Here is a 26,782-nt window from a genome sequence, read left to right as displayed (position 1 = left end):
CGCCACGTTGTCGTATTGCAGAGGGCGTGCCATACTTGTTTTTTTGGAAAAATTAAAAAAATATTGTGTCTTATCAGGTATTTGAGGTGTCATGAAGGGTGCCCGGCGATAGTCACCTGGAAGACGGGTGTATCGTTTTGAGACAGTGGTGAGTACCGGCTGTATAACAACAAAACAGGATTCCGGAGAGGGCTATGCAAATTAACCCGTTCGACTTCGATCACCGTGTTCAAAAAGCCAGACAATTGTTCGAGGAAGGCCGGGATGTGCCTCCCCAGTTATTGGAAGATTCGGTGGTGCGTTCCTGGCAGCGTTCACGTCATCACGGTTTGTGCCCCGAAGACCGGGTTATTTTTAATGTTGTTTCCCGTAATGACGTGCGCCGCATTGGTGAGCATCACCATCTGCTGCTGGATGACGTAGCGCCGGAAATGGAACTCTTGTTCCATTCACTGGGGCGCGCCAACTGGATCCTGGCTTGTATCGAGGCGGGGGGCGTGGTGATTCATGCCCTGGGCAACACTAACCCAGCCTGTCGTGATCTCGCCCCGGCGTTGCGCATCGGGGTCAATTTGAATGAATCCGTGGCCGGTACCAATGGTCCGGGGTGCGCGCTGGCGGAAGGGCGCCCCTCGGTGGTATGCGGCAGTGAGCATTTTCTTGATGAGGCCCGTGTGTTCGCCTGCGCTGCCGTGCCGCTTCGCGACCCTTACGGTGAGCTGGTGGCGGTGCTGGATGCATCCCGGCGTCATGGTGGTCACCGTATTGGCATCCTGGAGCCGGTAGCGTTGGCCGTGCGGGCAATTGAGAACCGCATGATGCGGCGTATTGGCGGCGAGCTGCGACTGGCGGTCCATTATCGTCCGGAACTGACCGATTCGCCGATGCGCGGGCTGCTGCACTTTGACGGTGACGGCCGTCTGCTGGGCGCCAACCCGGTGGCTCGTCAGATGCTCGATCTCCCCGTCGGTGACGGTGATGGGCGGCTGTGTTTTGAGGCACTGTTCGAGGGGAGCATGGCGCGGGTCTGGGCCGCCAGGGACATGCCGGTGGCACTTGCCTGTCACGGCGGCTTGCAATTGTTCTGTCGGTTGGAGGGACGGCGACCGTTCCGATTCAATGGCTTCTCCCCGCCGGACTCGCCGCCGGCGCGTCAACAAGACCCACAAGCGCCGTTCCACGGTGATCCCGGTGTTACCGGCTTGTTGCGCCAGGCCCAGAGGGCTTTTCACCATGATCTGCCGGTATTGTTGCGGGGCGAGACCGGTACCGGCAAGGAGGTGATGGCGCGCTGGCTGCATCGTTCCGGGCCGCGCGCCGAAGGGCCTTTCGTGGCGGTTAACTGCTCGTCGATCCCCGCCGGCCTGATTGAATCCGAGCTGTTCGGCTACGAAGGCGGCGCTTTTACCGGTGCGCGCAAAGGCGGGATGCCCGGTAAATTTGAGCAAGCCGACGGCGGCACGCTGTTTCTGGATGAAATTGGCGATATGCCGCTGGAATTACAGGCGCGTCTTTTGCGGGTATTACAGGAACGGGAGGTCACCCGATTGGGCGCTACCCGTGGCATCGCGGTGCAATGTTCGTTGATTTGCGCCACCCACCGGGACCTGGAACAACGGGTGGCGGAAGGGCTGTTCCGTGAAGACCTGTTGTATCGCATCAATGGTTTACAGATGCCGCTGCCGCCGCTGCGCCAGCGCCAGGATTTCGATGATCTGGTGCGGCATCTGCTGGTCGGAGAAGCGGGACATGAGGCGCCACCGGTGCTGTCCGAGGCAGCCTGGGCGGCCCTGCGTGGCCACTCCTGGCCGGGCAATATTCGCGAGTTGCAACAGGCCCTGAAGCTGGCGGTGGCGTTATCCGAGAATGGAACGGTGACGGTGGAGCATCTGCCGGCTTCGCTGCAGACGCCATCGGTACCATTATCAACGCGCCCATCGGGCACCTTGCAGCGGGCCGAATGTGAAACGGTGCGAGCGGCGCTGGCGCGGCACAAAGGCAATGTTTCCGCCGCCGCGAAGGATCTCGGCATCGCCCGGGCGACGCTATACCGGAAAATGCGGCAGTTCGGCCTGGATTGAGCAAGGGCGGATGTAAATCCAGCCTGAATCGGCCCGAAGGGTGGCCGCCATGGACGGCGGCGATAAAAAAGCCGGCGGGGGAGCCGGCACAAGGCAGAGCCGCCCTAGGGCGGCCAAAAGGGGATGGGATCAGGCGGCGTCGGTGAGGACGTCACCGAGCAGTTCCTCGAACTGCTCCAGATACCGGCGGTTGTCGTGGTCCCACGGATGGAACCCCGGTTTGAACCAGTCCAGCCAGGCCTTGGCGGTATAGCGGAAGATGCCTTTCTTGCCCAGACTGTGACGCAGCACCGAGCGCCAGCCCTTGGCGTCGAACAGACCACCGGTAACGCGTACGTTATGCACGTAGAACGGCAGGAACAGGGCAAAGAACACGGTGGTGGAGATCACCAGGGAGGAGGTCCGCAGCGCGTAGGCGGACAAACGGTCGTCGGTACCCACCGCCAGCTGGTAGACGTCAAAGGCCACCGCTTTGTGTTCGGTCTCTTCCAGGGCGTGCCAATTCCAAATGGCCTTGTAGCCGTCGTCCGCACCCTCCATGATTTCCGGCAAGGTGAGCAGCCCGTCGGCGAGAATCGCGGTAAGGTGTTCCAGGGCCACGGTGCTGGCCAACTGGAAGGACTGAGGCGCGCGCTTCTGGATTTGCTTGAGCAGCGCTTCGACCAGCCGCTCCTGGGCTTTCAGAGGAACACCGGCGTTGGCGACATGGTCGTTGTACTCATCGTGTTCACGGCCGTGCATGGCTTCCTGGCCGATAAAGGCGGTCACCGCCTTTTTCAGCTCGGGATCCTGAACCAGATCCCGATAATGACGGACGCTGTCTATGAAAAAGCGTTCACCGACCGGAAAAAACAGGCTCATGGTATTAAGAAACTGACTGACATTGAGGCCGTCACGATGCCAGGTGAGGGCCTTCGCCGGGTCCAGCTTGAAACGCAGGTTACGGCGCGTCGGCAGAATTGAGATGGCCATAATCACGTACCTCTAATGAATGTTACATCACTCGATGATACAGTTGGCCGGGCTATCAGCAAGGCACTTCTAACAATAGGGTTATGTCGTGACGGACAATAGACAGATTAAGGCAAATTGTTTACTTGATGCCCTGGTGGCACATTTTCAGCGTACTTTGGCACCGGAGCAGTTGAACGTCTGGCTGGAGCAGGAGCTCGATTACCTGCTGGCCGAAGCCGGCCGTCTGCGCCTGGGAGAGGTGGTGACCCCGGAGCAGGTGGTCGACACCGCGCACAAGTACGCGGCGACCATGGAGCTGGGTGGCGGGATGCCGGAGTTGGTCGGCGAAATGATGGAGCGCCTGTATCAGAGCGGTACTGACAGTGACCGGCTGATCGGGGAACTGGTGGACGAGGACACCATCACCGCCACCGTGGACAAGCTGCTGGAAGTGCCGTTGTCCCGCCAGGGGATCACCTGGCTCAGCCACAACCCGGTATTGCTGGCGCTATTGGCCGGCGGCACCCAACTGGGTGTCAAAACATGGCTGCATCAGGGGATACCCGAGGTGGTGCGGGGTGTGCTGGGGCGCCGTGTGCCGGAGCGCTGGCGCGCCACCGCGGAGCTGCGCCTGCAGGACTGGTTGATGCGACGGATGGAAGCGTTGCTCAGCGACCCGTGGCTCTACAGCGACGAAAACCTGGCCTCGCTACGGGAATTGATTCTGGATGGCTGGCGGGAACTGTCCGAACGCCCGGTGGCGGAACTGCGGGACCTGCTGAGCAGCGAGGACATTCAGGAGCTGTTCGTGATCGGCTATGACTTCTGGCGGCAGTTCCGGCACAGCGACTATTTCACCACCCTGCTGAGCGAGGGCGTGCACACCTTCTTTGACAAATACCGTGACAGTTCCCTGCTGGAATTGCTCGAGGAAGTGGGAATCGACCGTGAAACCATGCTGGACGATGCCCGTCGCTTCGCCCCCGGCGTGGTGCGGGTGTTGCGCGATAACGGCATGTTGGAGGCCTGGCTGCGCCGTCATCTGACGCCGTTCTTCGAAGCGCCGGAAACCCTGGCGATATTGGGTGACGAGCCGCCGGCCATAGATTGAGCCGCGATGTCAGCCTGGCCCAGGGCCGCGCTAAAGCATCCGCCGCGGGGAGAGGTTGTGCTGGTCGCGCAGCATCTCCCGGATCTTGTTCTCTTCCACCGGCCGGCTGATCAGGAAGCCCTGAATGCCATCACACCCCATGGCACGCAGAATCTCCAGGTGCTGTGCGGTCTCCACCCCTTCCGCCACCACGCTCATATTGAGGCTGTGCGCCATCTCGATAATGGCGCGGGTGATGGCGGCATCGTCCGCGTTCTGGGTTAGATCGGTAATGAAGGAGCGGTCGATCTTCAGGGTGTCCACCGGAAAGCGCTTGAGGTAACTGAGCGAGGAATAACCGGTGCCGAAATCGTCCAGCGACAGGCCGATCCCCCGTGAGCGCAGCCGCTCCAGCAGAGCGATATTCTGCTCCAGGTCCTCCATGATCAGGCTTTCGGTGAGTTCCAGCTCCAGCAGATGAGCGGGCAGGCCGGTGAGGTCGAGAACACGGTCGATGACGTCGGCCAGATTGCCCTTGCGGAATTGATGCGCGGACAGGTTCACCGATACCCGGATGTTCCCCAGCCCCTGTTTATGCCACTGGTGCGCCTGGCGGCAGGAGCGCTCCAGCACCAGTTCGCCGATGGCGGAGATCAGGCCGGACTCCTCCGCCAGTGGGATGAACTCCGACGGCGGCAACAATCCCATGCTCGGGTGCTGCCAGCGCACCAGGGCTTCCACCGAGGAGACGGCGTTGCTGGCCAGATCCATTTTCGGCTGGTAGTGGACCACGAACTCATTTTTGAAGATGGCCTTGCGCAGGCTGGTTTCCAGCGCAAGTTGCTCCACCGAGGCCACCTGCATGCCGCTGCGGTAGAACTGGTAATTGTTGCCGCCGCTGCGCTTGGCCTGATGCACCGCCATGTCAGCCTGGTTGATCATGGGCTGGGCATCCATGGCGGTGGACGGGAACAGACTGATGCCGATGCTGGCGCCCAGCAGAAGCTCGTGACTGTCGATCAGGAACGGCTTCTTCATCGCGTTGATGATCTTCTGGCACAGAGCGCCGATTTGCGGCTCCCCGCCGCAGTTGTCCAGCACCAGGGCGAATTCGTCGCCGCCGACCCGGGCCAGGCTCTCATCGCCGGGGCCGCACTGGGAGATGCGGTCGGCGGCCAGTTTCAGCAGACGATCACCGATTTCGTGGCCGAGCGATTCGTTGATCGGCTTGAAGCGGTCCAGATCGATCATCAGCAACGCCACCCGGGAACGATTGAGGCGCCCCAGGGTGAGTGCCTTGTGCAGCCGCTCGCGGAACAGAGTGCGATTGGGCAGGCCGGTAAGGCGGTCGTAATTGGAGAGGAAGCGGACCCGCTCCTCCGCTTCCTTGCGCGAGGTCAGATCGGAAATCATGCCGACATAGCGGATTACCCGCTGGCGTTCGTCGAGCACACTGCTGATCTGCACCCACTCGGGAAAGATTTCGCCATTGCGCCGGCGGCCGGTGATTTCCCCCTCCCAGAAGCCGTTGCGGCGCAGCCCCACGCGGATGGTGTGGTAGAGATTGCGGTGACGGCGGGCATGTTCGCTGTCGGCGATGCTCTTACCGTTCATTTCTTCCTCGCGATAGCCGGTGATCTGCTCGAAGCGGGCGTTGGCGGCGAGGAAGCGGAATTGCCGGTCGAGGATGAAGATGCCCTCCGGCGCGTTCTCGAAGACGGTGGCGGCCAGGCGTTGCTGTTCCTGGGCCTCGCGTTGAGAGGTGATGTCCCGGCGAGTGCCGATCATGCGGATGGCACGGCCGTTGTCGTCCCACTCCACCACGCGGCCGTCGTCCTCCAGCCAGCACCAGTGCCCTTGCTTGTGGCGCAACCGGTAAATGGCGTGATAGCGGTCGGTCTCGCCCTTGAAGTGGGCGACCATGCCGCGGCGGATGGTGGGAAAGTCGTCCGGGTGCACCAGCTGCTTGAGATCACCGAAGAAATTGCCGAAGTATTCGTTCTCGTAGCCGAGCAGCCGGTCGAAATTGGTGTGGTAGTTGGAGCCGGTGTTCAGGTTCCAGTCCCACAGACCGATATTGCTGGCCTCCAGCGCCAGCTCCAGGCGCTCGCCGGTGGCGGTGAGTTCCCGGTTGGCCACTTCCAGCGCCCGGGTACGTTCGCTGACCATGGATTCGAGCCGGTCGTTGGCCTCCTGCAGACGCCGCCGTGCCTCTTTCCGTTCACAAATCTCCTCGGCCAGCTTTTCGTTCAGCGCCTCGGCGTTGGCGCGCGCCCGGTCCAGGTAATCGATCAGGGCGGTGTTGCTGATCTGCAGATCCAGGGCACGGTGAGAGGTGCTGTTGATGTAACGGGCGGTGAGAAACAGAAAGCCGGCGATGGCGAGCAGAGTGGTGGCCAGAGCGGGGTTGTCCGGTTGTGTCAGCAGCAATTGAGTAAAGGCGGGCGTCAGCAGCAGCGCCTGATAGCTCACCACGGTGAACAGGTGGCTGCTGTAGGCGGCCAGTGCCACGATGCCCAGGCCGATGCCCAGGCAGCCCAGGGTCAGCTGCGCATAGAACAGGGATTCGTCCGGCGTGGCGGATTGCAGGTTCAGCAGCAGACCGCCGAGCCCCAGTAACAGACCGGAAATCAGCACGAACAGCGAGATGTAACGGCGCTGTTGACGGTGATCGGTATCGTCTTCCAGGTCCCAGGATTGCAGCCACAGGATGCGCGCCGCTATGAAGGTCAGCGTCAGCGCCGCCCATCCCAGCAGCAATAGCAGGGACACCGGCGTGGCCCAATAGGCCGCCAGGGTGACCAGCACGGTGGCCGCTTCCAGCATGCTCATGCCACGTAAGCCGGCGCTCAGGTGGCGGCATTGGGCACGCATCACCGCATGGCGGGAATGATCCATATGTTGCTGAGATGACGTAGACACGGACTCGGGTTCCAGGCTCGTGGACGGCCTTTTTGTTTTGCAGTTTACCCACGCCGGTGCGGGAAAGGAAACCACGGAAGGAGCACCGCGCGTGCGATTGGTCACGGATGCGTCGATTGCTGCAAAGCCAGCGCCGGCTTTCGCTGGTTCTGATAAACTCCGGGCCCATGGATGACGTAACCACACTTCTTGACGGCCTCAACCCGGCCCAACGCGACGCGGTCGCCGCGGAAGACCGCCATTTGCTGGTGTTGGCCGGCGCCGGCTCCGGTAAGACCCGCGTGCTGGTGCACCGCATCGCCTGGCAGATCGCCACCGAACAGGCTTCGCCTTTCGGCATTCTCGCGGTCACCTTCACCAATAAAGCGGCGGCGGAAATGCGCGGCCGCATCGAACAACTGCTGGCCATGCCCGCCGGTGGCATGTGGGTGGGCACCTTCCACGGCATCGCTCACCGCCTGCTGCGCTCGCACTGGCAGGAAGCGCGCCTGCCCCAGAGCTTCGAGATCATCGACGCCGATGACCAGCAGCGGCTGGTCAAACGGGTGATCCGTGAGTTGGGGCTGGATGAGCAGCGCTGGCCGGCGCGTCAGGCCACCTGGTTCATTAACGGCCAGAAGGACGAAGGGCTGCGCGCGGCGCACATGGATGTCAGCGGTGGCGATCTGTTCGCGGCGACCATGCAGAAGATCTACCTGGCCTATGAGGAAGCCTGCGAGCGCGCCGGCCTGGTGGACTTCAATGAAATGCTGCTGCGGGTGCTGGAACTGTTTCGCGACAATGATGACCTGCGCGGCCACTACCAGCGCCGCTTCCGCCATATCCTGGTGGATGAATTCCAGGACACCAACTCCATCCAATACGCCTGGCTGCGATTGCTGGCCGATGAGCATAACGCGGTCACCATCGTTGGCGACGACGACCAGTCCATCTACGGCTGGCGCGGCGCCAAGATCGAGAATATTCATCGCTTCAGCCGTGATTTCCCGGACACCCGGGTGATCCGTCTGGAACAGAACTACCGCTCCACCAGCACCATTCTGGAAGCGGCCAACGCGGTGATCGACAACAACCCGGACCGGCTTGGCAAGCAGCTGTGGACCGAGGGCGGCAAGGGAGACCCGATTCGCCTCTATGCCGGTTTCAACGAGGTGGACGAAGCCCGTTTCATCGCCGGCAAAGTGGAAAGCCTGATGCAGCAGGGTACCAATCGCGATGATATGGCGGTGCTGTACCGTTCCAATGCGCAGTCCCGGGTATTGGAGGAGGCGTTCCTGCAGGCCGGCATTCCTTACCGTATTTACGGCGGCCAGCGCTTCTTCGAGCGGGCTGAAATCCGTAACGCCCTGGCTTATCTGCGGTTACTCAACAACCGCCAGGCGGACGCCGCCTTCGAGCGGGTGGTGAACACCCCGACCCGGGGCATTGGCAATAAGACTCTGGAGGCGGTACGCGAGCAGGCCCGCCTGCGCGGTATCCCGCTCTGGGACGCGGCGGTGGCCATCGTCAACGAACGCCTGCTCAGCCCCCGGGCCAGCAACGCGCTGCTGGCGTTCCTGCAACTGGTGGATCAACTGGCGGCACAGACCGAGGCGCTGGATCTGGCCGAGACCACGGAACACGTGATCGCCGCCAGCGGCCTGCTGGACTTCCACGGTCAGGAAAAAGGGGACAAAGGCCAGCAGCGGGTGGAAAACCTGCAGGAGCTGGTCTCCGCCACGCGCCAGTTCGGAGAGGGCGACGAGGAGTCCGATCTGGACCCGCTCACCGCCTTCCTCGACCACGCCGCCCTGGAGGCCGGAGACGGCCAGGCGGAGGCGTTCGAGGACGCGGTGCAGATGATGACCCTGCACTCCGCCAAGGGGTTGGAGTTCCCGGTGGTGTTCATCACCGGCCTGGAAGAAGGGCTGTTTCCCCATCAGATGTCCTCGGAGGAGCCTGGCCGGTTGGCCGAGGAACGGCGGCTCTGTTATGTGGGGCTGACCCGGGCCATGCGTGAGCTGTATCTGACCTACGCCGAGAGCCGGCGCCTGTTCGGCAACGAGACGCTCAATCCGCCCAGCCGCTTCCTGCGTGAGATTCCCGGTGAGCTGGTGGAGGAAGTGCGGGTGCGGGCGGCGGTGAGCCGCCCGGTGGGCCGCCGCGGCACGGTGCGTCAGGAGGAGGCCAACGGCATCGGTCTGGGCGCGCGGGTGGTACATCCCAAATTCGGAGAAGGTACGGTATTGCACTTCGAAGGGCAGGGGCCCAATGCCCGCCTGCAAATCAACTTCGATGGCGTGGGGACCAAATGGCTGGTCAGCCAGTATGCCCGCCTGGACGTGCTGTAGAAGGACGTTTTGTAGAGGGACGTGCTGTAGAGGGAGACGTGCTGCGCCAGGGTAGATAAAAGTCCCATGGACAGCCGTTCCGTAAAAAGAGATAAGACCCGTGCCCGGTCGTTCCGGGCACATACTTACAACAACCCGAAGGGGAGAGACTTACCAATGGATCGTCGCAAATTCGTTTCCGCCCTGGGCCTGGGCCTGGGGCTGGGCGCCGCCGCCTTGGCGGGCTGTGGCCAGGATGAAAAACCCGCGGCCAGTGACAACAGTGCCGTCGGCGAGAAGAAAGCCGAAGCGCTGAAATGGGATCTGGTCACCACCTGGCCGAAGAATTACCCCGGCCTGGGTACCGGTGCCAACCGCTTTGCCGAGCGCGTCAATGCCATGTCCGGTGGCCGCTTGACCATCAAGGTGCACGGTGCCGGCGAGCTGGTGCCCGCCACCGAAGTGTTTGACGCGGTCCGTTCCGGCAGTGCCCAGATGGGGCACTCCACGCCTTATTACTGGAAGGGCAAGCATTCGGCCATGCCCTTTTTTACCACCATTCCTTTTGGTCTGACCGCCTGGGAGATGAACGGCTGGCTCAACTTCGGCGGTGGCCAGGAGCTGTGGGAGGAACTGTACGAGCCGTTCAACCTGCAGCCGCTGGCCTGCGGTAACAGCGGCACGCAGATGGCCGGCTGGTTCAACAAGGAAATCAATTCTGTCGACGATCTCAAGGGGCTCAAGATCCGCATGCCCGGCCTGGCCGGCGAGGTGATCAAGCGCCTGGGGGCGATTCCGGTGCAAATGCCCGGCGGCGAGGTGTTCACCTCCCTGCAGACCGGTGCGCTGGATGCCGCGGATTGGGTCGGCCCCTATAATGACCTGGCCTTCGGTTTGTACAAGGTGGTCAAGTACTACTACTACCCGGGCTGGCAGGAACCGGGTTCCGCGTTGGAAGTGATCATCAACAAGGATGCCTGGAACAGCCTGCCGCAGGATTTGCAGCACATTGTCCGTTCCGCCGCCGAAGCGGAGAACCAGCACATCCTGGATGAGTTCACCGCCCGCAACGCCGATGCGCTCAAACAGCTGGTCAACGAGCATGGCGTGCAGTTGCGCCGCCTGCCGGACGATGTCCTGATGGCGCTGAAGGACACCAGTGATCAGGTGATTGAAGAGGTGATCGCCGGGGATGAGCTGTCACGGCGCATTTATGAGTCGATCGTCGCTTTCCGCGACGCTTCCATGCCCTACCAGGAAGTCGCCGAACAGGCTCTGCTCAACAGCCGCACACTGGTGTTGAAGGACGCCTGACCGGCTGAATCCGAGGTCGCTACAAGGCTACTGTAGGAGCCAGCCCTGCTGGCGAATGCTTTCGGGGTGGCATTCGCTTGCAGGCGGAGCGGCAAGCGCCTACAGCGGCTTCGTGGCCCTTCTCTAGCGAGGCACGGCCCGGGTACGGCCACTGTCGTCGATGGCGACAAAGGTGAAGTGCCCTTCGGTGACCTTGGCCAACTCCCCGGTATCTTCCCGAATCCACACTTCCACCTGAATCTGCATCGAACTGCGGCCAATATCGAGCAGTTGCGTGTAGCAGCTCACCACGGCGCCCACCGGTACCGGGCGCAGGAACGCCATGGAATCAACCGCCACCGTGGCGATGCGCCCCTTGGCGGTGGCGCGGGCGGTTACCGAACCGGCCAGGTCCATCTGGGACACCAGCCAGCCACCGAAGATATCGCCGTTCCAGTTGGCGTTCTGCGGCATGGCAATGGTTTGCAGGGCCAGAGTGCCCTTGGGTTGAGGGATATCGTCGCTGGGATCGGTCATCTTGTTATCCATATAGCAGGTGAGGCAGCCAGGTCGCCAGTTGAGGGAATAGCGCCAGGATACCGAGCATAATGATTTGGATGAAGACAAAGGGTACCACGCCCCGGTAAATATGCGTGGTAAGGACTTCCGGTGGCGCCACCCCTCTCAAATAGAACAAGGCTATGCCGAAGGGTGGCGTCAGGAAGGAGGTTTGCAGATTAAGGGCGATCATCACCCCCAACCAGATCGGGTCCAGTCCCATGCCCAGCAGGATCGGTCCGACGATCGGCACCACCACGAAGGTGATCTCGATGAAGTCGAGGATGAAGCCGAGCAGGAAGATGATCAGCATCACCATAACCGTGGCGCCGAGGACGCCGCCGGGCAGGGCATCGAACAGATGCTGCACCGCCTCTTCACCGCCGAAGGCGCGGAACACCATGGTGAACAGACTGGCGCCGATCATGATCATGAACACCATGGCGGTGAGCCGGGCGGTGCCATGCACGGTCTCGCGTAAAATGGTGAAATTCAAATGCCGATTGGCGGCGGCCAGGATCAGGGTGCCGAAGGCGCCGACACCGGCCGCCTCGGTGGGCGTGGCCAGTCCGGCCAGGATCGAGCCCAGTACGGCGAGGATCAGCAGCAGGGGCGGAATCAGGCCGCTCAGTGCCGCCATCAGACCGGTGCGGTCGTTGCCGTCCCCATCGTCGCGTTCCAGCGCCGGCACCTGTTCCGGTCGTAACAGGCTCACCGCCGCCATATAGATCAGGTAGAGCACCACCAGCACCAGCCCCGGAATCAGGGCACCGACGAACAGGTCGCCCACCGACACCGTTTCCAGAGCCCAGGCGCCCTGACGCAGCTGTGCCTCCTGGTAAGCGGTGGAGAGCACGTCGCCGAGCAGCACCAGGGCAATGGACGGCGGAATGATCTGCCCCAGGGTGCCGGTGGCGCAGATCAGGCCGGTGGCCAGGGACGGCTGGTAGCCCCGGCGCAGCATGGTGGGCAGTGTCAGCAGGCCCATGGTGACCACGGTGGCGCCGACGATGCCGGTGCTGGCGGCGAGCAACGCCCCCACCAGAATGATGGAGAAGCCCAGGCCGCCGGGCAGCCGCCCGAACAGCAGGCCCATGCTGGCCAGCAGTTTTTCCGCCACCCTCGACTTTTCCAGCATCACACCCATGAACACGAACAGCGGGACCGCGATCAGGGTGGTGTTGTTGATGATGCCGAACAGCCGGCCGGGCAGGAAGGTCAGGTCGTTTACCGAGACCAGGCCGGTGGCCAGGCCGCCGATGGCGAACAGCAGGGCGACGCCGCCGAGACAGAAGGCCACCGGGTAGCCGCTGAGCAGCACCAGACCCACCGCCAGGAACATGGAAAGCGGCAAAATCATGTCCATGGATGGGTCTCCTGGTCTTCTATGTCCACGGGCTGAGAAGCTCCGGCCAGGGTCATGGCGTGGCGCAGCAGATCCGCCACCGCCTGGATTCCCAGCAGTACGGGCATCACCAGCAGCAGACTCTTGAGTATGAAGACCAGGGGAAGGCCGCCATTGTCGGATTTCTCCAGGCCCGCCCAGCTGCGCACCACATAGTCCAGGCTCAACGCGAAAATCGCCACGCAGATGGGCAGCAGCAGGAAGAGCGTACCCAGCAGGTTCACCAGCGCCCGCCGGCGCGGGCCCCAGTGCTGATAGAGCACGTCCACCCGCACGTGTTCGTCCTGGGCCAGGGTGTAGCCGGCGCAGAGCATGAACACCGCGCCATGCAAATAAGTGATGCTTTCCTGCAGCGCGATGTTGCCGATGCCGAATCCGTAGCGCATTACCACCACCAGCACCATCAGGAATACCATAAGCAGGGCGCACCAGGACACGGCTCTGCCGACGACGCAGGTCAGATGGTGCAGGGCCCGCTGGAAATGGGCCAGTCTCGGGGAATGAAGGACGGTCACGTTGTTATGTCACTGATCAAGAATTCGGCGGCGATTATACGGATCAGGCCGCTCCGGGTCAGCCAACAATGGACGTTTGGCGGTCCATTCCGGTTCGCGGGCCTGCCGGGTAAGGCAATACGGGGTCGTGCAACCGTCACCAGGATGTAATCTTGTTGTCACATACGCAATCTAGCATGCCCCCTGCCTGAAAGAACAAACCGGGGTGGATCAACGCCGGTGCCATGAAACCAGGAGGCTTACTGTGAACGTTAAAATGAAAGCGTCGATTGTTGGGGCCGCCGCTGCTCTGGCTTTCGCCACCGCGCCGGCGACCGCTATCGCCCGTGACACCATTTCCATCGTGGGTTCCTCTACCGTATACCCGTTTGCCACCACCGTTGCCGAGCGTTTCGGTCGCGGCGGCAATCCCACGCCCAAGATCGAGTCCACCGGCTCCGGCGGCGGTCTGAAGCTGTTCTGCCAAGGCGTTGGCACCGACACTCCGGACATTACCAACGCGTCCCGCCGCATGAAGAAGTCCGAGTTCGAACAGTGCCAGAGCAACGGCATCAAGGACATCACCGAAGTGGTTGTCGGTTATGACGGTATCGTCGTGGCCAACTCCGCCAAGGCTCAGCACATCGACCTGACCCTGCGTGATATCTTCCTGGCCCTGGCCAAGGAAGTACCGGATCCCAAGGGTGGCGAAAAGCTGGTACCGAACCCCTACAAGACCTGGAAGGAAGTGAACTCCTCCCTGCCGGACACCAAGATCGAAGTGCTGGGTCCGCCGCCGACTTCCGGTACCCGTGACGCCTTCAACGAACTGGCTATCGAAGGCGGCTGTAAAACCTTCGACTGGCTGGCGGCCATCAAGAAGCAGGACAAGAGCAAGTACAAGGCGATTTGCCGCAGCATCCGTGAAGACGGTGCCTACGTGGAAGCCGGTGAAAACGACAACCTGATCGTGCAGAAGCTGGTGTCCAACCCGAGCGCTCTGGGCGTATTCGGTTACTCCTTCCTGGATCAGAACCGCGGTAAGGTGCAAGGCGCCAAGATCAACGGCGTGGCTCCGGCCATGGAAGTGATCGCCAGCGGTGAGTATCCGGTATCCCGTTCCCTGTACTTCTACGTGAAGAAAGCGCACGTGGGCGTGGTACCGGGCATCGAGGGCTACATCAAGGAATTCACCAGCGAACGTGCCTGGGGTCCGGAAGGTTACCTGGTGGACAAAGGCATGATTCCGCTGCCGGCCGACAAGCGCGCCGAGATGGCCAAGCAGGCCCAAGGCCTGGTTACCATGACGGGTAACGAGCTGTAATTCAGGGAGCTCGGATCGCAGGGATGCGTCATCTCGAGCCCGATGGTCTTGGCCATCGGGCTTTTTCGCCCTCTGGGCAGAAGGCGGTTTGTTGGCCAAAACCCGCGGGTTTTGGCGAGCAAACAATGATCTCGGAGTAGCTGAGCATGCAAACAGGCAATCTGTTGCTGTTGCTGATCGTCATGGTGGCGCTGGCCTACTACCTGGGCCATCAGCGGTCACTGGCTTTGGCACGGCCGTTGGGGGGCATCCGTCACCTCCATTCCCTGCCGTTCTATTACGCCATGCGCGCGGCCCTGTGGTGCGCCCTGCCGGCCCTGCTGATACTGGGGGCCTGGCTGGCATTCGACGATACCATTATCCGTCAGACGGTCATGCAGGGCCTGCCCGAGGCTCTCCGGCCGGACAGTGACGGCGCCCGTGGTCTGTTGCTCAGCCAGATCCAGAACGTCGCCAGCGGTTCGTTGTCACCGGAGTCGGTGGACCCGGCCATCGCCGCCGCCGCCGAGCGTCTCAACGGCCTGCGAACCACCAGTGCCATGGCCCTGACCGTGGTGGTGATCGCGGTGGGGCTGATCGGCGCCGCCTGGGGCTGGGTCAAGATCGCGCCGCAACTGCGGGCCCGGCAGCAGGTTGAGTCGATCCTGCGCGTGATCTTCATGCTGTGCGCCACGGTGGCGATTCTGACCACGGTGGGCATCCTGATGTCTGTGTTGTTCGAGTCGATCCGCTTCTTCCAGAAAGTGTCTCCGGCGGAGTTTCTGTTCGGGCTGCAGTGGAGCCCGCAAACCGCTCTGCGAGTCGATCAGGTGGCGTCCTCCGGTGCCTTCGGCGCGATTCCGCTGTTCGTCGGTACCCTGCTGATTTCCTCCATCGCGTTATTGGTGGCGGTGCCGATCGGATTGATGTCGGCGATTTATCTCGCCGAGTACGCACCGTCCCGGGTGCGTTCGGTGGCCAAACCCATGCTGGAGATTCTCGCCGGGGTGCCTACCGTGGTGTATGGCTTTTTCGCCGCCTTGACGGTGGCGCCTTTCATCCGTTCCGTCGGTGAGGCGGTGGGGCTGAGCGTGGCCTCGGAATCGGCCCTGGCGGCGGGGCTGGTGATGGGGGTGATGATCATCCCGTTCGTATCTTCCCTGTCCGACGATGTCATCACCGCGGTACCCCAGGTAATGCGCGACGGCTCTCTGGGGCTGGGCGCCACCCGCTCCGAAACCATCCGTAAAGTGGTGTTTCCAGCGGCGCTGCCGGGGATCATGGGCGGCATCCTGCTGGCGGCGTCCCGGGCCATCGGCGAGACCATGATCGTGGTGATGGCCGCCGGTCTGGCCGCCAACTTGACCGCCAACCCGCTGGATGCGGTGACCACTGTCACGGTGCAGATCGTCACGCTGCTCACCGGGGACCAGGAGTTCGACAGTGCCAAGACCCTGGCGGCGTTCGCGTTGGGCCTGATGCTGTTCCTGACCACGTTGTGTCTGAACATTCTGGCGCTGCACATCGTCAAGAAATACCGCGAGCAATACGAATGACCGGGCCCAGGGCACCGCAGTGGAGAATCATCGTATGAGTAAAACCACCGAGCAGGTACGCAAATCCCTGGCCCGCCGATACCGTGCCGAGCGCCGATTCCGGGCCTACGGGATTATTTCCATCGCCATCGGTCTGGCGGCGCTGGCGATTCTGTTCACCGATATTATTGGCAAGGGCCACAGTGCGTTCTTCGAGCACTACATCAAGCTGGACATCGCATTTGACCAGCAAACGCTGGATATCGAAGACGCCCGGGACCCGGACCAACTGAACTACGGCAACTATGACGGTGCCGTCCGTGAGGCCCTCAAGGCGCGTTTCCCGGAGGTCACCGAACGTCTCCAGGTACGGGAGCTGAGCGCCCTGATGAGCATTGGCGCCGGCTATGAGCTGCGCGATTTGCTACGGGAGAATCCCGAGTGGCTGGGCACCACCCAGACTCTGTGGCTGCTGGCGGACGATGACGTGGATCTGTTCCTCAAGGCCGGCGAGAAGGGTCGCGAGAACAGCCGCATGACCGCCGAACAGAAAAGCTGGACCATGGAGCTGGAGCGGGCCGGTGACACGGAGCGCCGTTTCAACGCCTCATTCTTCTCCAGAGGGGACTCCCGTGAACCGGAGCTGGCGGGGATCTGGAGCGCGGCGGTGGGCTCCTTCTTCACCATGCTGGTGACCCTGTGTCTGTCGTTCCCCATCGGCGTGGCCGCGGCGATCTATCTGGAAGAATTCGCGCCGAGAAACCGCTTCACCGACTTTATCGAGGTGAACATCAACAACCTGGCGGCGGTGCCCTCGATCATCTTCGGTCTGCTCGGCCTGGCGATTTTCATCAATCTGTTCGGCGTGCCGCGTTCGGTGCCGGTCCTGGGCGGTCTGGTGCTGACGCTGATGACACTGCCGACCATCATCATCACCAGCCGGGCCTCGATCAAAACGGTGCCGCCGTCGATTCGCGAAGCGGCCATGGGGCTGGGCGCCTCGCGCATGCAGGTGGTATTGCATCACGTGCTGCCGCTGGCTCTGCCCGGCATGCTCACCGGTGCCATCATCGGCATGGCCCAGGCGCTGGGTGAAACCGCGCCGCTGCTGCTGATCGGCATGGTCGCCTTTATCGTCGACGTTCCCACCGGGCCGCTGGATGCGTCCACGGTATTGCCGGTGCAGATTTACCTTTGGGCAGACAGCCCCGAGCAGTCCTTCGTGGCCATGACCTCCGCGGCCATCATGGTGTTGCTCGCCTTCCTGATCGCCATGAACACCTTGGCGGTTGTACTGCGTAAACGTCTCGAGCGTCGCTGGTAAGCGTCTCGTTAGCAGAGGAGATGACCGATGGACACCGCTGAGAAACTGGACAAGAACGCTTCTGGTCGGAATCATGCCGAGGAGCCGTTGATCGACCTGGAAGAGCAACCCATGCAGGAAACCCGATACCCCGAGCACACCGTAGGCGCGCCGTTCGTGGACGACCCGAAAATGCGTCTGCGTGACGTCGACGTGTTCTATGGTGACAACCAGGCGATCCACAAGGTCAGCCTGGACATTGGCAAGAATGAGGTGGTGGCGCTGATCGGTCCGTCCGGTTGCGGCAAATCCACCTTTCTGCGCAGCCTCAACCGCATGAACGACACCATCGACATCTGTCGTGTGACCGGCGAGCTGTTTCTGGAAGACCAGGATCTCTATGATCCGAAGATGGATGTGGTGGAACTGCGTGCCCGGGTGGGCATGGTGTTCCAAAAGCCCAACCCGTTCCCCAAATCCATCTACGACAATGTGGCCTATGGACCACGCCTGCATGGTCTGGCCAACAAGAAGTACGAGCTCGATGAGATCGTGGAAACCAGTCTGCGCCGGGCCGGTCTGTGGGAAGAGGTGAAAGACCGTCTGCATGCGCCGGGCACCGGCTTGTCCGGCGGTCAGCAGCAGCGTCTGTGTATCGCCCGCACCATCGCGGTCAGTCCGGAAGTGGTGCTGATGGATGAGCCGTGTTCCGCGCTGGATCCGATCGCCACGGCCAAGATCGAGGAACTGATCGACGAACTGACCGAGTCCTACACCATCGCCATTGTGACCCACTCCATGCAACAGGCGGCGCGGGTGTCCAACCGGACCGCGTATTTCCATCTGGGTCGTCTGATCGAGGTGAATGACACCGAGACCGTGTTCACCAAGCCGGAACACGAGCTTACCGAAGCCTATATCACCGGTCGGTTCGGCTGACGCCCGGACGTTGAGGAGAGTGCCCATGGATCGCACCTATTTTGGTCAACACAGCTCATCGCAGTTCAACGAGGCGTTGGAATCCATCCGTAACCATCTGATGGAGATGGGTGGTCTGGTGGAGAAGCAGGTCGTGGACGCGCTGGACGCGCTGCTGCGCGCCGACTCCGACCTGGCGGAAAAAGTCATGCAGGCGGAGGACAAGGTCGACAAACTGGAAATCCAGATCGACGAGGAATGCGCCCGGGTGCTCGCCCTGCGCCAGCCCGCCGCGTCCGACTTGCGGCTGATCATCGCGGTGACCAAGGCGGTGTCCGATCTGGAACGGATCGGTGACGAGTCCGCCAAGATCGCCGCCATGGCGCTGCAATTGTCCGAGGAAGGCGAATCGCCGCGCGGTTACGTGGAAGTGCGTCATATCGGCAACCACGTACGCAACATGCTGCGCGATACCCTGGATGCCTTCGCCCGCTTCGACGCCGACAAGGCCCTGGACGTGGCCGCCGAGGACAACGAAGTGGATCTGGAGTACCGCTCGGCCATGCGTTCCCTGGTGACCTTCATGATGGAAGATCCGCGCGCCATTTCCCGGGTACTGAACATCATCTGGTCCCTGCGGGCGCTGGAGCGCATCGGTGATCATTCCCGCAATATCGCCGAGCAGGTGATCTTCCTGGTGAAGGGCAAGGATGTCCGCCATATCTCCATGGACGAGATGGAAGAGAAGGTCAAAGGCTGAGAAACGGGTCGCGGTCCTTCCATGTATGGGAAGGGCCGCTCTCTCGGACAATGCTACGAAGCCGCTGTAGGAGCTTGCCCTGCAAGCGAATTCCTGAAACGAGGCCCAATTCGCTTGCAGGGCAAGCTCCTACAGCGGCCTTGTAACCATCTCTGGAGGACGACGGAAGAGTTGCGCGTGGATCGGCTTGTGATTATTATATCTGTTATTCCGGATATACGGATTAAGCTATGAATCTGACCGTCACGCAACTGTGTAAGTGCCTTGCCGATGAAAGCCGTCTCCGGCTCATGGGCCTGATGGAAAAGGAACGGGAGATCTGCGTCTGTGATCTGGTGGAGGCCATGGACGCCCCGCAGTCCACGGTGTCCCGTCATCTGGCGCAGTTGCGCCAGTGCGAACTGGTGGTGGCCCGTCGCGAGGGCACCTGGATGCACTACCGGCTCAATCCGGCGTTGCCGGAATGGGCGATCGCCACCATCGATACCCTGTTGCCGCCCGCCCGCGAGCAACTGGGGATTACGCCCATCGACACGGCGTGCTGCTAACCCTCAATTCTGGAGCGCTATCATGGCCACCCCTCTCAAATTACTGTTCCTGTGCACCGGCAATTCCTGCCGCTCGATCATCGCCGAAGCCCTCGCCAACCATCTCGGCGGGGGCCGGATTCGTGCCGCCAGTGCCGGCAGCCGGCCCAGCGGTCAGGTGCACCCCCGTGCCTTGGCGGTGCTGGAACGTCACGGCATTCCCGTGGGTGGGCCCACCTCCAAATCCATGGACGACCTGGAAGGCCAATATTTCGACGCCATCGTGACCGTCTGCGATGCCGCCGCCGGCGAGTCGTGCCCGGTCTGGCTGGCGGATACCGCCAAATCCCACTGGGGGATTCCCGATCCGGCCACGGCGGAAGGTGATGACGCCGCCATCGACGCCGTTTTCGAGGCCACCTATGAACGCCTGCGCGGCCGTATCGAAGATCTGGTGGCATTGGATCTTGACGACCTGAACGCCCTCGGCCTGACCGCGTCACTGCAGAAGATTCATCGCTCCCGCGGTGAACACTGATCATGCTGTTGGCGGTACTGATCTTCATCGCCACCCTGACGCTGGTGATCTGGCAACCCCGGGGGCTGGGTATCGGCTGGAGCGCCGGCGCGGGCGCCCTGGTGGCCCTGCTCACCGGTGTCATTCATCTCGATGACATTCCCGTGGTCTGGGACATCGTCTGGAATGCCACCTTCGCGTTCATCGCCATCATCATCATCAGTCTGATCCTGGACGAAGCCGGGTTCTTTGAATGGGCGGCGCTGCATGTGGCCCGTTGGGGCGGTGGCCATGGTGGACGGCTGCTGGCGGCGGTGGTGTTGCTCGGTGCCCTGGTGGCGGCGGTGTTCGCCAACGACGGGGCGGCGCTGATCCTGACTCCCATTGTTTTTGAAATGCTGCTGGCGCTGGGGTTCGGGCCCGCCGCCACCCTGGCGTTCATCATGGCGGCGGGTTTCATCGCCGACACCGCCAGCCTGCCTCTGGTGGTCTCAAATCTGGTCAACATCGTTTCCGTGGACTTCTTCGATATCGGCTTCGGCGAATACGCCACGGTGATGGCGGTGGTGAATCTGGTGTCGGTCTCCGCGTCCCTGTTGGTGCTGTGGTTGTTCTTCCGCCGCGACGTCCCCAAGGGGTATGAGATCGCCAGGCTGCGCCAGCCCCGCGAAGCGATCAAGGATCCCGGAACCTTCCGGGCCGGCTGGTGGGTGCTGGCGCTATTGCTTGCCGGCTTCTTCGTCGCCGAACCCATGGGGGTTCCGGTGAGCCTGATCGCCGGTATCGGCGCCCTGGTGCTGTTCCTGATCGCCCGTCACGGCCATCACATTTCCACCATGAAAGTATTGCGTGGCGCGCCCTGGAATATCGTGGTGTTCTCCCTGGGTATGTATCTGGTGGTCTACGGTTTACGCAACGCGGGCCTTACCGATGCCGTCGCCGGTGTGTTGAACCAGCTGGCACGGCAGGAGTTGTGGGTCGCCACCTTGGGCACCGGCTATATCGCCGCCGGACTGTCCTCGATCATGAATAACATGCCCACGGTGCTGGTGGTGGCGCTGTCCATCGATGACAGCCAGGCCGGTGGCCTGGTGCGCGAAGCGATGATTTACGCCAACGTTATCGGCAGCGATCTGGGGCCGAAAATAACCCCCATCGGCAGCCTGGCAACGTTGCTGTGGCTACACGTTCTGGCCCGCAAGGGCATGAAGATCGGTTGGGGTTACTACTGCCGCGTGGGCATTGTCCTGACCCTGCCGGTGTTGACCGTCACTCTGCTGGCCCTGGCCGGCTGGTTGACGGTGCTGTCATAAGAGGGCGCTGTCATAAGGCATGAGGAAAGTAACGATGAATGATTTGCCCAATGTACAAGCGGATCTGTTCCACCTGCCGGATCGGGAAAAACTGGGCGCCGCCGATTCTCATCCGCCGCGGATTTTGCTGCTGTACGGCTCCTTGCGGGAACGTTCCTTCAGTCGTCTGGCGGTAGAAGAAGCCGCGCGTCTGCTCGAATCCATGGGAGCGGAAACCCGTATTTTCGACCCCCGTGACTTACCGTTACCGGATGCGGAACCGGCGGATCACCCCAAGGTGGCGCAGCTGCGGGATCTGGCCCTGTGGTCCGAAGGCATGGTGTGGTGCTCGCCGGAGCGCCACGGCGCCATGACCGGCATCATGAAGGCGCAGATCGACTGGATTCCGCTGGCCCTGGGCGGTGTGCGCCCGACTCAGGGAAAAACTCTGGCGGTGATGCAGGTCTGCGGCGGTTCCCAGTCCTTCAATGCGGTGAACCAGTTGCGGGTGCTGGGCCGCTGGATGCGCATGGTGACGATCCCGAATCAATCCTCGGTGCCGAAGGCGTTCCTGGAGTTCGACGACAATGACCGCATGAAGCCGTCACCGTTCTATGACCGCATTGTCGATGTGATGGAAGAACTGATGAAATTCACCCTGCTGGTGCGTGATCGCAGCGACTACCTCACCGACCGCTATTCCGAGCGCAAGGAAAGCGCCGCCGAGGTGTCGGCGCGAGTGAACCAGAGGGCCATGTAGCGCCGACGCCGCCCGGGCAGCTTCCCACCCGCGGCCAAGGGGTCAGGAGCTGGCGCGCCGCCGAACCGTCAGCGCCACCATGATCAGCATCCAACCGTTCAGCAGCAATTCGATGGCGATGAACAGTCCGATCACCCAGGCACTGGATTCCGGCCATTCGGAGAAGATCATCGCGGCCAGCACCAGGCCCAGAACACCGGTCAGAGCCGGCAGCCAGGGTGAGACCACCGGACTCATCTGCCAGGCCAGCAGCAGACGCAGCAGGCCGGTCAGCATCAGGGCGAGAGCGATCAGCAAGGTCAGGGCGCTGGCGGCCGCTTGCGGCTGCGACACCACATACAGGCCCAGCAGGGTATAGAGCAGGCCGATGGCCAGAAACAACAAGCTGCGTGGCAGGCCGGAAGCGCGGAACGCCTGCACGATCTGCAACACGCCACCGAAAATCAGAATGGCCCCGAACCACAGCACGCCGACCAGCGTGAACAACCCGACGGCGCCCAGGCCGAGAGTGCCCAGGACCACGAAAACAATGCCGAGGATCAGCAGCCCCTTCCAGTGACGGGCCAGTTGCGAGAGCAATACGGATGCGGGATCGGATGTCATGAGGCGCGTCTCCTTGCTTGACCAGCGTTGGATGGCAAATCCGACAGGCCCGCTCCGTGCGGGCCTGTCATCGATGGTAGCCGCTCTTCGGCATGGCGCCTAGGGATACCATTGCGGCCGGTCGACCTCCACGTTGCGGCTGTCATCGCCGATCCACAACTGCCCGTCCTGGATCATGGCCTGCAGGCGCATGCTCCGTTGCGCCAGCGCGGCCAGGGCGGTTTCGCTGTCGGCGGCGACGTGACGAACGATGAGGTTGTCGAAGCGGCGCACTTTGTTGGCCATGCTCTCCCACCACACCTGCGGCGCGCGCGGACCATAGCAATAGACCAGCACCTGCTCCGCCAGGCCGCAGGCCTTGCGCAGCCGTTTCTCGTCCGGCATGCCCAATTCGATCCACAACGCCAGGGTGCCGTCCGGATTGTGCCGCCACAGATCCGGCTCCTCGGTGCTGGAGATGCCACGGGTGAAGGCCAGATCCTCGTGGGCGTGCAGGGAGAACGCCATCAGCCGCAGCATCATGCGCGACTCGGTTTCCGAAGGGTGCAGCGCCAGCGTCAGGTCATGGGTGGCGTAATAGTCGCGATCCATGTCGGAGACGGTGAGTTCGGCTTTGTAGATGGTGGCTTTCAGTGCCATGACGACTCCAGCAAAGGGTTTACACCAGCGCCCAGATTCCGAAAACGATGAACAGCGCCGCGCTGATGCGGTGGGCCCAGCGTTCCAATCGTTCGCCGGCAAGGCGGTGGGCGACCCAGATCACCGGCAGGTTGGCGGCGATCATACCGGCAGTGCTGCCCAACAGCACGGGCCAGAATTCCTGAAAACGCACCGCCAGGGCCACCGTGGCCAGTTGTGTCTTGTCGCCGATCTCGGCGATGAAGAACAGCACCAGAGCGGTGAGGAAGGGACCGAAACGGGGATCCGTCTTGACCTCCTCGTCCCTGTCCGGAATCAGCATCCACAGGCCCAGGCCAATGAAGCTCAGACCAAGGATCCAGCGCAGCCACTGCCCCGGTATTTGCGCGCTGAGCCAGTCGCCGAACCAGACCGACAGGCCATGATTGATCAGTGTGGCGATGATGACGCCGGCGAGAATGGGCCAGGGTCTGCGAAAGCGGCAGACCAGCGCCAGGGACAGCAACTGCGTCTTGTCGCCGATTTCCCCCAGGGTAACCAGCAGGGTGGAGGACAGAAAGGCTTCCATCAGCGCGCCTCCCCGGTGGGCAGGGCAAGGCGGACGGTGTGGACCTGCCTGTTCTCAAGGCGCGGACGGCCTCGGGAAACTGGGTGGGCCATGGGTAGGGCTCCGGGGGGCGGGACGACAAACACGAGAGACACTGTCCGCTCATCCCGCCCCCGCGGTCTGTCTGCAGACAATGTCTCAGGTCTCGTCAATCCGAGGACACGGCCACCATGCGCATTGAGGCGCAACTGTGTTGATGACCGTCAAGGGCGGGGCGCCCAAGCGACTACTCCCCCAAGACGGCGCTAACCATAGCTGTCTTGGGGGAAGCTGGCAATATCCCGATGGGTCAGAACAACCAGCCGCTGATCAGGCGGCCGGGGGCCAGGGCGCCGAGACCGGCGCCCACCAGGCCCAGGTAGGCGCCGATGGTGAAGCCGCGGTGCATGCGCAGCCGTCGGCGGCGCGCGGCCACCACCGCCATTATCAGACAGAACAGGACCCAGACCGACAGCAAGTGGATGGGGCTGAAAGGGCCGACAATCGGTAGGAAGCCATGGATCCAGAACGAGGATACGGCGGTGGTGGCCATGGCCAGGACCCAGGCCCAGCCAACCTTGCGATGACGGCGGTCACCCTTGGGGGTCAGTAACTGCACGGCGCCAAGTATTAGAGCCAGAACCGCCGCCAGCCAATGCAGAGTGATCATGATGTGGTCTCCAGGAGAAAAGTATATGCTGTGAACATGAGTTTCAAAGGTAAAGTGCACAGTGTCAACATTGAGAGGGAAAAATAGTAGAAGTGAATACTTACCATCACGGAAACTTGCGTGAATCATTGATCCAGGAAGGCATAACGCTGCTATCTGAAAACCAGGATGCACAGATCAGTCTGCGCGAGCTGGCCCGGCGGGTTGGTGTCACGGCCAACGCTACCTATCGTCATTTCGCCAACAAGGAGGCCCTGCTGGCGGCCTTGGCCGCCGAAGGCTTCCGGCGCCTGGGAAAAGGCCAAAGTGAGGCGGCTGGCACCTCTGGTCCTGGTCCGGCCCTGCTGCGGGCGGGCCGGGCTTACTTGCGCTTCGCCTGGCATAACCCGGCCCTGTTTCGGTTGATGTTTGGCTCCACCCTGGCGAACCGGGACGACCCGGAACTGGCCGAAGTGGCCCGCGTTTCCTTCCGGAGCTTGCGATTGGCCGTGGCCACCGCCAAGGGTGTGGAGGAGCAGGCGCCGGGTGTGGAGACAGCCACATTGCGCGCCTGGGGCCTGGTGCATGGTCTAAGCCATTTGATGCTGGATGGCCAGTTGAGCGCGATATCGGCGTCGCCTCTGGACGCGGCGGAACAAGCGCTGATGGAAACGGTGGAAGGCCGGCTATAATGCTCCGTTATAATTGGAGAACCCCATGAGCGACGATCGTTTTCTCGATATCGAAACCAAGCTGGCCTACCAGGAAGATCTGGTGAATGAGCTGAACCGCATCGTCAGCGTTCAGCAACGTTCCCTGGATGAGCTGGAAAAGGTGTGCCAGCGTCTGGTGGAGCGGGTGGTGGAACTGAACGAGGAGATCACCGCGCTGCGCATCCAGGACGCGCCGCCGCCGCATTATTGAGGCGGGAAGCCATTCGCTACTGCGCCAGCGCGGTGGGTTTGCTCACCAGTCGCTCCCGCGGGAAATGGCAGATAAAGACGCTGCCCTTGCCCAGTTCGCTGCGAATCTCCAGCCTCGCCCCGTGACGGATCAGCACGTGCTTGACGATGGCCAGCCCCAAACCGGTACCCCCGGTCTGGGTTACCCGGCTGGTGTCGGGCCGGTAGAAACGCTCGGTCAGGCGCGGAATATGTTTCGGATCGATACCAGTGCCGTCGTCGGAGACGGAAAAGTGGGCGCCTTTGTCGTCCTGCCACCAGCGGATCAGGATATGGCCGCCTTCCGGCGTGTACTTCACCGCATTGGTGATCAGGTTGCCGAAGGCGCTTTCCAGTTCCGCCGGGTCGGCCACCAGCCGGGCGGTTTCCGGCACCTCCAGAACGATCTGGTGATGCTTGTCCGGCGCCAGTGCCAGGGCGCTCTCGCGCATGCGCTTGAGCATGCCATGCACGGTCACCGCCTGGTGGGTATTGTCGGTGTTGGTGCTTTCCAGCCGCGACAGCAGCAGCAAGTCATGCACCAGGGCTTCCATGCGTTGGGACTGGCTGGCCATTTGCGACAGCGCTCGGCGTAACCGGGCCTGCTCCTCCGGCACGGTATCCTGCAGGGTCTCCAGATAGCCTTTGAGCACGGTCAGTGGCGTTTTCAGCTCATGACTGACGTTGGCGACGAAATCCTTGCGCATCTCCTCCAGGTGATGCAGCCGGGTGACATCGCGGGCCAGGATCAGCTGGTCACCGACGCCGAACTCGGTGATGCGGAATTGCAGGATGCGGTTGTCGTCCACCGGCCCGGGGATTTCCAGCGGTTCACGAAAATCGCCGCAGGACAGGTATTCGGTGAAGCGGGGGTGGCGGATCAGGTTGGTGAGCGGCTGGCCGAGATCCTTTTCCTCGTTCAGCCCCATCAACCGGTGCGCGGCGTGGTTCCAGTATTCCAGGTAGCCGTGGCTGTCGATCAGCACCACCGCGTCTTCCAGCGCATTCACCGATTGCTGGGCGCGCAGGATGATGCCCTGCAGGTTCTCCTGAGCGCGTCGTTCCTGCTGAAACAGGTGCTCCAACCGGGTATAGAACTCGCCCCACAGCCCCACACTGTCCGGCGGCTCGGTGTGTTCCTCGCGGATCAGCCAGGTGTAGAGGGCGAACAGCTGGCGGGTGCTCCAAACGATGTAACCGAGCAGACCCACCACCAGAGGCCAGACGTTCTGTACCGCCAGGGCCGCGACCAGCGACAGGGCGATAAGAACAATGATGCGGTTTACTTCCTTGGCCAGACTGCTTTTCATTGGCCGTTGCTTCCTCTCAGGGCCGTTGCGGAG

Annotated in this window: 25 protein-coding genes; 15 read left to right on the top strand and 10 right to left on the bottom strand. The window is 62.2% G+C overall.

The annotated features are described in order from the left end of the window. The first annotated feature begins 194 nt into the window (after positions 1–194). Complete coding sequence (locus tag B5T_RS21750; RefSeq protein WP_014996688.1) at positions 195–2,081, top strand: sigma-54-dependent Fis family transcriptional regulator; 1,887 nt, start codon at positions 195–197, stop codon at positions 2,079–2,081. 129 nt (positions 2,082–2,210) lie between these two features. Here B5T_RS21750 and B5T_RS21745 read toward each other — a convergent pair whose 3' ends face one another. Beyond that, a complete protein-coding gene (locus tag B5T_RS21745) occupies positions 2,211–3,053 on the bottom strand; it encodes a metal-dependent hydrolase (protein WP_014996687.1) in 843 nt (280 codons plus the stop codon). Between the two features lie 136 nt (positions 3,054–3,189). Between B5T_RS21745 and B5T_RS21740 the strand changes: the two genes are divergently transcribed. Beyond that, the gene (locus B5T_RS21740) at positions 3,190–4,146 is read left to right on the top strand and encodes a hypothetical protein (protein ID WP_229682910.1); all 957 of its coding nucleotides are present in this window, start codon (positions 3,190–3,192) and stop codon (positions 4,144–4,146) included. 30 nt (positions 4,147–4,176) lie between these two features. On the opposite strand, the gene B5T_RS21735 is transcribed toward B5T_RS21740, so the two are convergent. Beyond that, positions 4,177–7,047 carry a sensor domain-containing protein gene (locus tag B5T_RS21735; RefSeq protein WP_229682909.1) on the bottom strand — a complete coding sequence of 957 codons (2,871 nt, stop codon included), beginning with the start codon at positions 7,045–7,047 and terminating at the stop codon, positions 4,177–4,179. Between the two features lie 167 nt (positions 7,048–7,214). On the opposite strand from B5T_RS21735, the gene uvrD reads away from it, so the two are divergent. Further along, a complete protein-coding gene (gene uvrD / locus B5T_RS21730; RefSeq protein ID WP_041717835.1) occupies positions 7,215–9,377 on the top strand; it encodes a DNA helicase II in 2,163 nt (720 codons plus the stop codon). 156 nt (positions 9,378–9,533) lie between these two features. Next, positions 9,534–10,670: a TRAP transporter substrate-binding protein gene (locus tag B5T_RS21725; protein ID WP_014996683.1), complete on the top strand. Its 1,137-nt coding sequence runs from the start codon at positions 9,534–9,536 to the stop codon at positions 10,668–10,670. 123 nt (positions 10,671–10,793) lie between these two features. On the opposite strand, the gene B5T_RS21720 is transcribed toward B5T_RS21725, so the two are convergent. Genes B5T_RS21720 through B5T_RS21710 form a run of 3 tightly spaced genes read right to left on the bottom strand, consistent with a single transcriptional unit; the run spans position 10,794 to position 13,127 of the window. Next, positions 10,794–11,186, bottom strand: a complete 393-nt coding sequence (locus B5T_RS21720; RefSeq protein WP_014996682.1) for an acyl-CoA thioesterase — start codon at positions 11,184–11,186, stop codon at positions 10,794–10,796. Positions 11,187–11,190: 4 nt separating this feature from the next. Then, a complete protein-coding gene (locus tag B5T_RS21715) occupies positions 11,191–12,573 on the bottom strand; it encodes a TRAP transporter large permease (protein ID WP_014996681.1) in 1,383 nt (460 codons plus the stop codon). After that, positions 12,564–13,127 (bottom strand): TRAP transporter small permease subunit, encoded by a 564-nt coding sequence (locus tag B5T_RS21710; protein ID WP_229682908.1) that lies wholly within the window; start codon positions 13,125–13,127, stop codon positions 12,564–12,566. The genes B5T_RS21715 and B5T_RS21710 overlap by 10 nt, the downstream gene beginning before the upstream one ends. A gap of 256 nt (positions 13,128–13,383) precedes the next feature. On the opposite strand from B5T_RS21710, the gene B5T_RS21705 reads away from it, so the two are divergent. The 9 genes from B5T_RS21705 (at position 13,384) to arsH (ending at position 22,021) form a co-directional block, all read left to right on the top strand. Beyond that, positions 13,384–14,430, top strand: coding sequence for a PstS family phosphate ABC transporter substrate-binding protein (locus B5T_RS21705; RefSeq protein WP_041717174.1), 1,047 nt, complete (start codon positions 13,384–13,386; stop codon positions 14,428–14,430). A gap of 146 nt (positions 14,431–14,576) precedes the next feature. Further along, positions 14,577–15,965 carry a phosphate ABC transporter permease subunit PstC gene (gene pstC, locus B5T_RS21700; protein ID WP_014996678.1) on the top strand — a complete coding sequence of 463 codons (1,389 nt, stop codon included), beginning with the start codon at positions 14,577–14,579 and terminating at the stop codon, positions 15,963–15,965. Between the two features lie 34 nt (positions 15,966–15,999). After that, entirely contained in the window at positions 16,000–17,268 is a 1,269-nt protein-coding gene (gene pstA, locus B5T_RS21695) for a phosphate ABC transporter permease PstA (protein ID WP_014996677.1), read from the top strand. A gap of 27 nt (positions 17,269–17,295) precedes the next feature. Next, positions 17,296–18,186: a phosphate ABC transporter ATP-binding protein PstB gene (pstB, locus tag B5T_RS21690; RefSeq protein WP_014996676.1), complete on the top strand. Its 891-nt coding sequence runs from the start codon at positions 17,296–17,298 to the stop codon at positions 18,184–18,186. Between the two features lie 25 nt (positions 18,187–18,211). Then, positions 18,212–18,925: a phosphate signaling complex protein PhoU gene (gene phoU, locus B5T_RS21685; protein ID WP_014996675.1), complete on the top strand. Its 714-nt coding sequence runs from the start codon at positions 18,212–18,214 to the stop codon at positions 18,923–18,925. Positions 18,926–19,155: 230 nt separating this feature from the next. Beyond that, entirely contained in the window at positions 19,156–19,473 is a 318-nt protein-coding gene (locus B5T_RS21680; RefSeq protein WP_014996674.1) for an ArsR/SmtB family transcription factor, read from the top strand. Between the two features lie 22 nt (positions 19,474–19,495). Beyond that, positions 19,496–19,990, top strand: a complete 495-nt coding sequence (locus tag B5T_RS21675; protein WP_014996673.1) for an arsenate reductase ArsC — start codon at positions 19,496–19,498, stop codon at positions 19,988–19,990. A 2-nt stretch (positions 19,991–19,992) separates the two neighbouring features. Beyond that, positions 19,993–21,282 carry an arsenic transporter gene (locus B5T_RS21670; RefSeq protein ID WP_014996672.1) on the top strand — a complete coding sequence of 430 codons (1,290 nt, stop codon included), beginning with the start codon at positions 19,993–19,995 and terminating at the stop codon, positions 21,280–21,282. 34 nt (positions 21,283–21,316) lie between these two features. Further along, the gene (gene arsH / locus B5T_RS21665; protein WP_014996671.1) at positions 21,317–22,021 is read left to right on the top strand and encodes an arsenical resistance protein ArsH; all 705 of its coding nucleotides are present in this window, start codon (positions 21,317–21,319) and stop codon (positions 22,019–22,021) included. Positions 22,022–22,063: 42 nt separating this feature from the next. Here arsH and B5T_RS21660 read toward each other — a convergent pair whose 3' ends face one another. The 4 genes from B5T_RS21660 to B5T_RS21645 form a co-directional block, all read right to left on the bottom strand. Continuing rightward, on the bottom strand, positions 22,064–22,624 hold the full coding sequence (locus tag B5T_RS21660) for an HdeD family acid-resistance protein (protein ID WP_014996670.1): 561 nt from the start codon (positions 22,622–22,624) through the stop codon (positions 22,064–22,066). A 99-nt stretch (positions 22,625–22,723) separates the two neighbouring features. Further along, positions 22,724–23,263, bottom strand: coding sequence for a YaeQ family protein (locus B5T_RS21655; protein WP_014996669.1), 540 nt, complete (start codon positions 23,261–23,263; stop codon positions 22,724–22,726). Positions 23,264–23,282: 19 nt separating this feature from the next. Next, entirely contained in the window at positions 23,283–23,831 is a 549-nt protein-coding gene (locus B5T_RS21650) for a TMEM165/GDT1 family protein (protein ID WP_014996668.1), read from the bottom strand. A gap of 328 nt (positions 23,832–24,159) precedes the next feature. After that, a complete protein-coding gene (locus B5T_RS21645; protein ID WP_014996667.1) occupies positions 24,160–24,519 on the bottom strand; it encodes a DUF2306 domain-containing protein in 360 nt (119 codons plus the stop codon). 116 nt (positions 24,520–24,635) lie between these two features. Between B5T_RS21645 and B5T_RS21640 the strand changes: the two genes are divergently transcribed. Together B5T_RS21640 and B5T_RS21635 are read left to right on the top strand one after the other, a co-directional pair. Further along, positions 24,636–25,190, top strand: coding sequence for a TetR/AcrR family transcriptional regulator (locus B5T_RS21640; protein ID WP_014996666.1), 555 nt, complete (start codon positions 24,636–24,638; stop codon positions 25,188–25,190). A gap of 25 nt (positions 25,191–25,215) precedes the next feature. Continuing rightward, a complete protein-coding gene (locus tag B5T_RS21635; protein ID WP_014996665.1) occupies positions 25,216–25,422 on the top strand; it encodes a SlyX family protein in 207 nt (68 codons plus the stop codon). Positions 25,423–25,438: 16 nt separating this feature from the next. On the opposite strand, the gene phoR is transcribed toward B5T_RS21635, so the two are convergent. Continuing rightward, the gene (gene phoR / locus B5T_RS21630) at positions 25,439–26,749 is read right to left on the bottom strand and encodes a phosphate regulon sensor histidine kinase PhoR (protein WP_014996664.1); all 1,311 of its coding nucleotides are present in this window, start codon (positions 26,747–26,749) and stop codon (positions 25,439–25,441) included. Between the last annotated feature and the right edge of the window lie 33 nt (positions 26,750–26,782).

The sequence above is a fragment of the Alloalcanivorax dieselolei B5 genome (genome assembly GCF_000300005.1).
GTDB classification, from domain to species: domain Bacteria; phylum Pseudomonadota; class Gammaproteobacteria; order Pseudomonadales; family Alcanivoracaceae; genus Alloalcanivorax; species Alloalcanivorax dieselolei.
The sequence above is the reverse complement of the archived record's forward strand: the minus strand, read 5'-3'. Positions and strand labels throughout refer to the sequence as shown.

What these genes read in the sequence shown, in the direction of transcription:
- B5T_RS21670 (WP_014996672.1), top strand. Translation starts at nt 19,993, where the DNA reads ATGCTGTTGGCGGTACTGATCTTCATCGCCACCCTGACGCTGGTGATC.
- phoR (WP_014996664.1), bottom strand. Translation starts at nt 26,749, where the DNA reads ATGAAAAGCAGTCTGGCCAAGGAAGTAAACCGCATCATTGTTCTTATC.
- B5T_RS21725 (WP_014996683.1), top strand. Translation starts at nt 9,534, where the DNA reads ATGGATCGTCGCAAATTCGTTTCCGCCCTGGGCCTGGGCCTGGGGCTG.
- B5T_RS21680 (WP_014996674.1), top strand. Translation starts at nt 19,156, where the DNA reads ATGAATCTGACCGTCACGCAACTGTGTAAGTGCCTTGCCGATGAAAGC.
- B5T_RS21650 (WP_014996668.1), bottom strand. Translation starts at nt 23,831, where the DNA reads ATGGAAGCCTTTCTGTCCTCCACCCTGCTGGTTACCCTGGGGGAAATC.
- B5T_RS21720 (WP_014996682.1), bottom strand. Translation starts at nt 11,186, where the DNA reads ATGACCGATCCCAGCGACGATATCCCTCAACCCAAGGGCACTCTGGCC.
- B5T_RS21645 (WP_014996667.1), bottom strand. Translation starts at nt 24,519, where the DNA reads ATGATCACTCTGCATTGGCTGGCGGCGGTTCTGGCTCTAATACTTGGC.
- B5T_RS21715 (WP_014996681.1), bottom strand. Translation starts at nt 12,573, where the DNA reads ATGGACATGATTTTGCCGCTTTCCATGTTCCTGGCGGTGGGTCTGGTG.
- B5T_RS21635 (WP_014996665.1), top strand. Translation starts at nt 25,216, where the DNA reads ATGAGCGACGATCGTTTTCTCGATATCGAAACCAAGCTGGCCTACCAG.
- arsH (WP_014996671.1), top strand. Translation starts at nt 21,317, where the DNA reads ATGAATGATTTGCCCAATGTACAAGCGGATCTGTTCCACCTGCCGGAT.
- B5T_RS21660 (WP_014996670.1), bottom strand. Translation starts at nt 22,624, where the DNA reads ATGACATCCGATCCCGCATCCGTATTGCTCTCGCAACTGGCCCGTCAC.
- B5T_RS21750 (WP_014996688.1), top strand. Translation starts at nt 195, where the DNA reads ATGCAAATTAACCCGTTCGACTTCGATCACCGTGTTCAAAAAGCCAGA.
- uvrD (WP_041717835.1), top strand. Translation starts at nt 7,215, where the DNA reads ATGGATGACGTAACCACACTTCTTGACGGCCTCAACCCGGCCCAACGC.
- pstA (WP_014996677.1), top strand. Translation starts at nt 16,000, where the DNA reads ATGAGTAAAACCACCGAGCAGGTACGCAAATCCCTGGCCCGCCGATAC.
- pstC (WP_014996678.1), top strand. Translation starts at nt 14,577, where the DNA reads ATGCAAACAGGCAATCTGTTGCTGTTGCTGATCGTCATGGTGGCGCTG.
- B5T_RS21745 (WP_014996687.1), bottom strand. Translation starts at nt 3,053, where the DNA reads ATGGCCATCTCAATTCTGCCGACGCGCCGTAACCTGCGTTTCAAGCTG.
- B5T_RS21675 (WP_014996673.1), top strand. Translation starts at nt 19,496, where the DNA reads ATGGCCACCCCTCTCAAATTACTGTTCCTGTGCACCGGCAATTCCTGC.
- B5T_RS21705 (WP_041717174.1), top strand. Translation starts at nt 13,384, where the DNA reads ATGAAAGCGTCGATTGTTGGGGCCGCCGCTGCTCTGGCTTTCGCCACC.
- pstB (WP_014996676.1), top strand. Translation starts at nt 17,296, where the DNA reads ATGGACACCGCTGAGAAACTGGACAAGAACGCTTCTGGTCGGAATCAT.
- B5T_RS21655 (WP_014996669.1), bottom strand. Translation starts at nt 23,263, where the DNA reads ATGGCACTGAAAGCCACCATCTACAAAGCCGAACTCACCGTCTCCGAC.
- phoU (WP_014996675.1), top strand. Translation starts at nt 18,212, where the DNA reads ATGGATCGCACCTATTTTGGTCAACACAGCTCATCGCAGTTCAACGAG.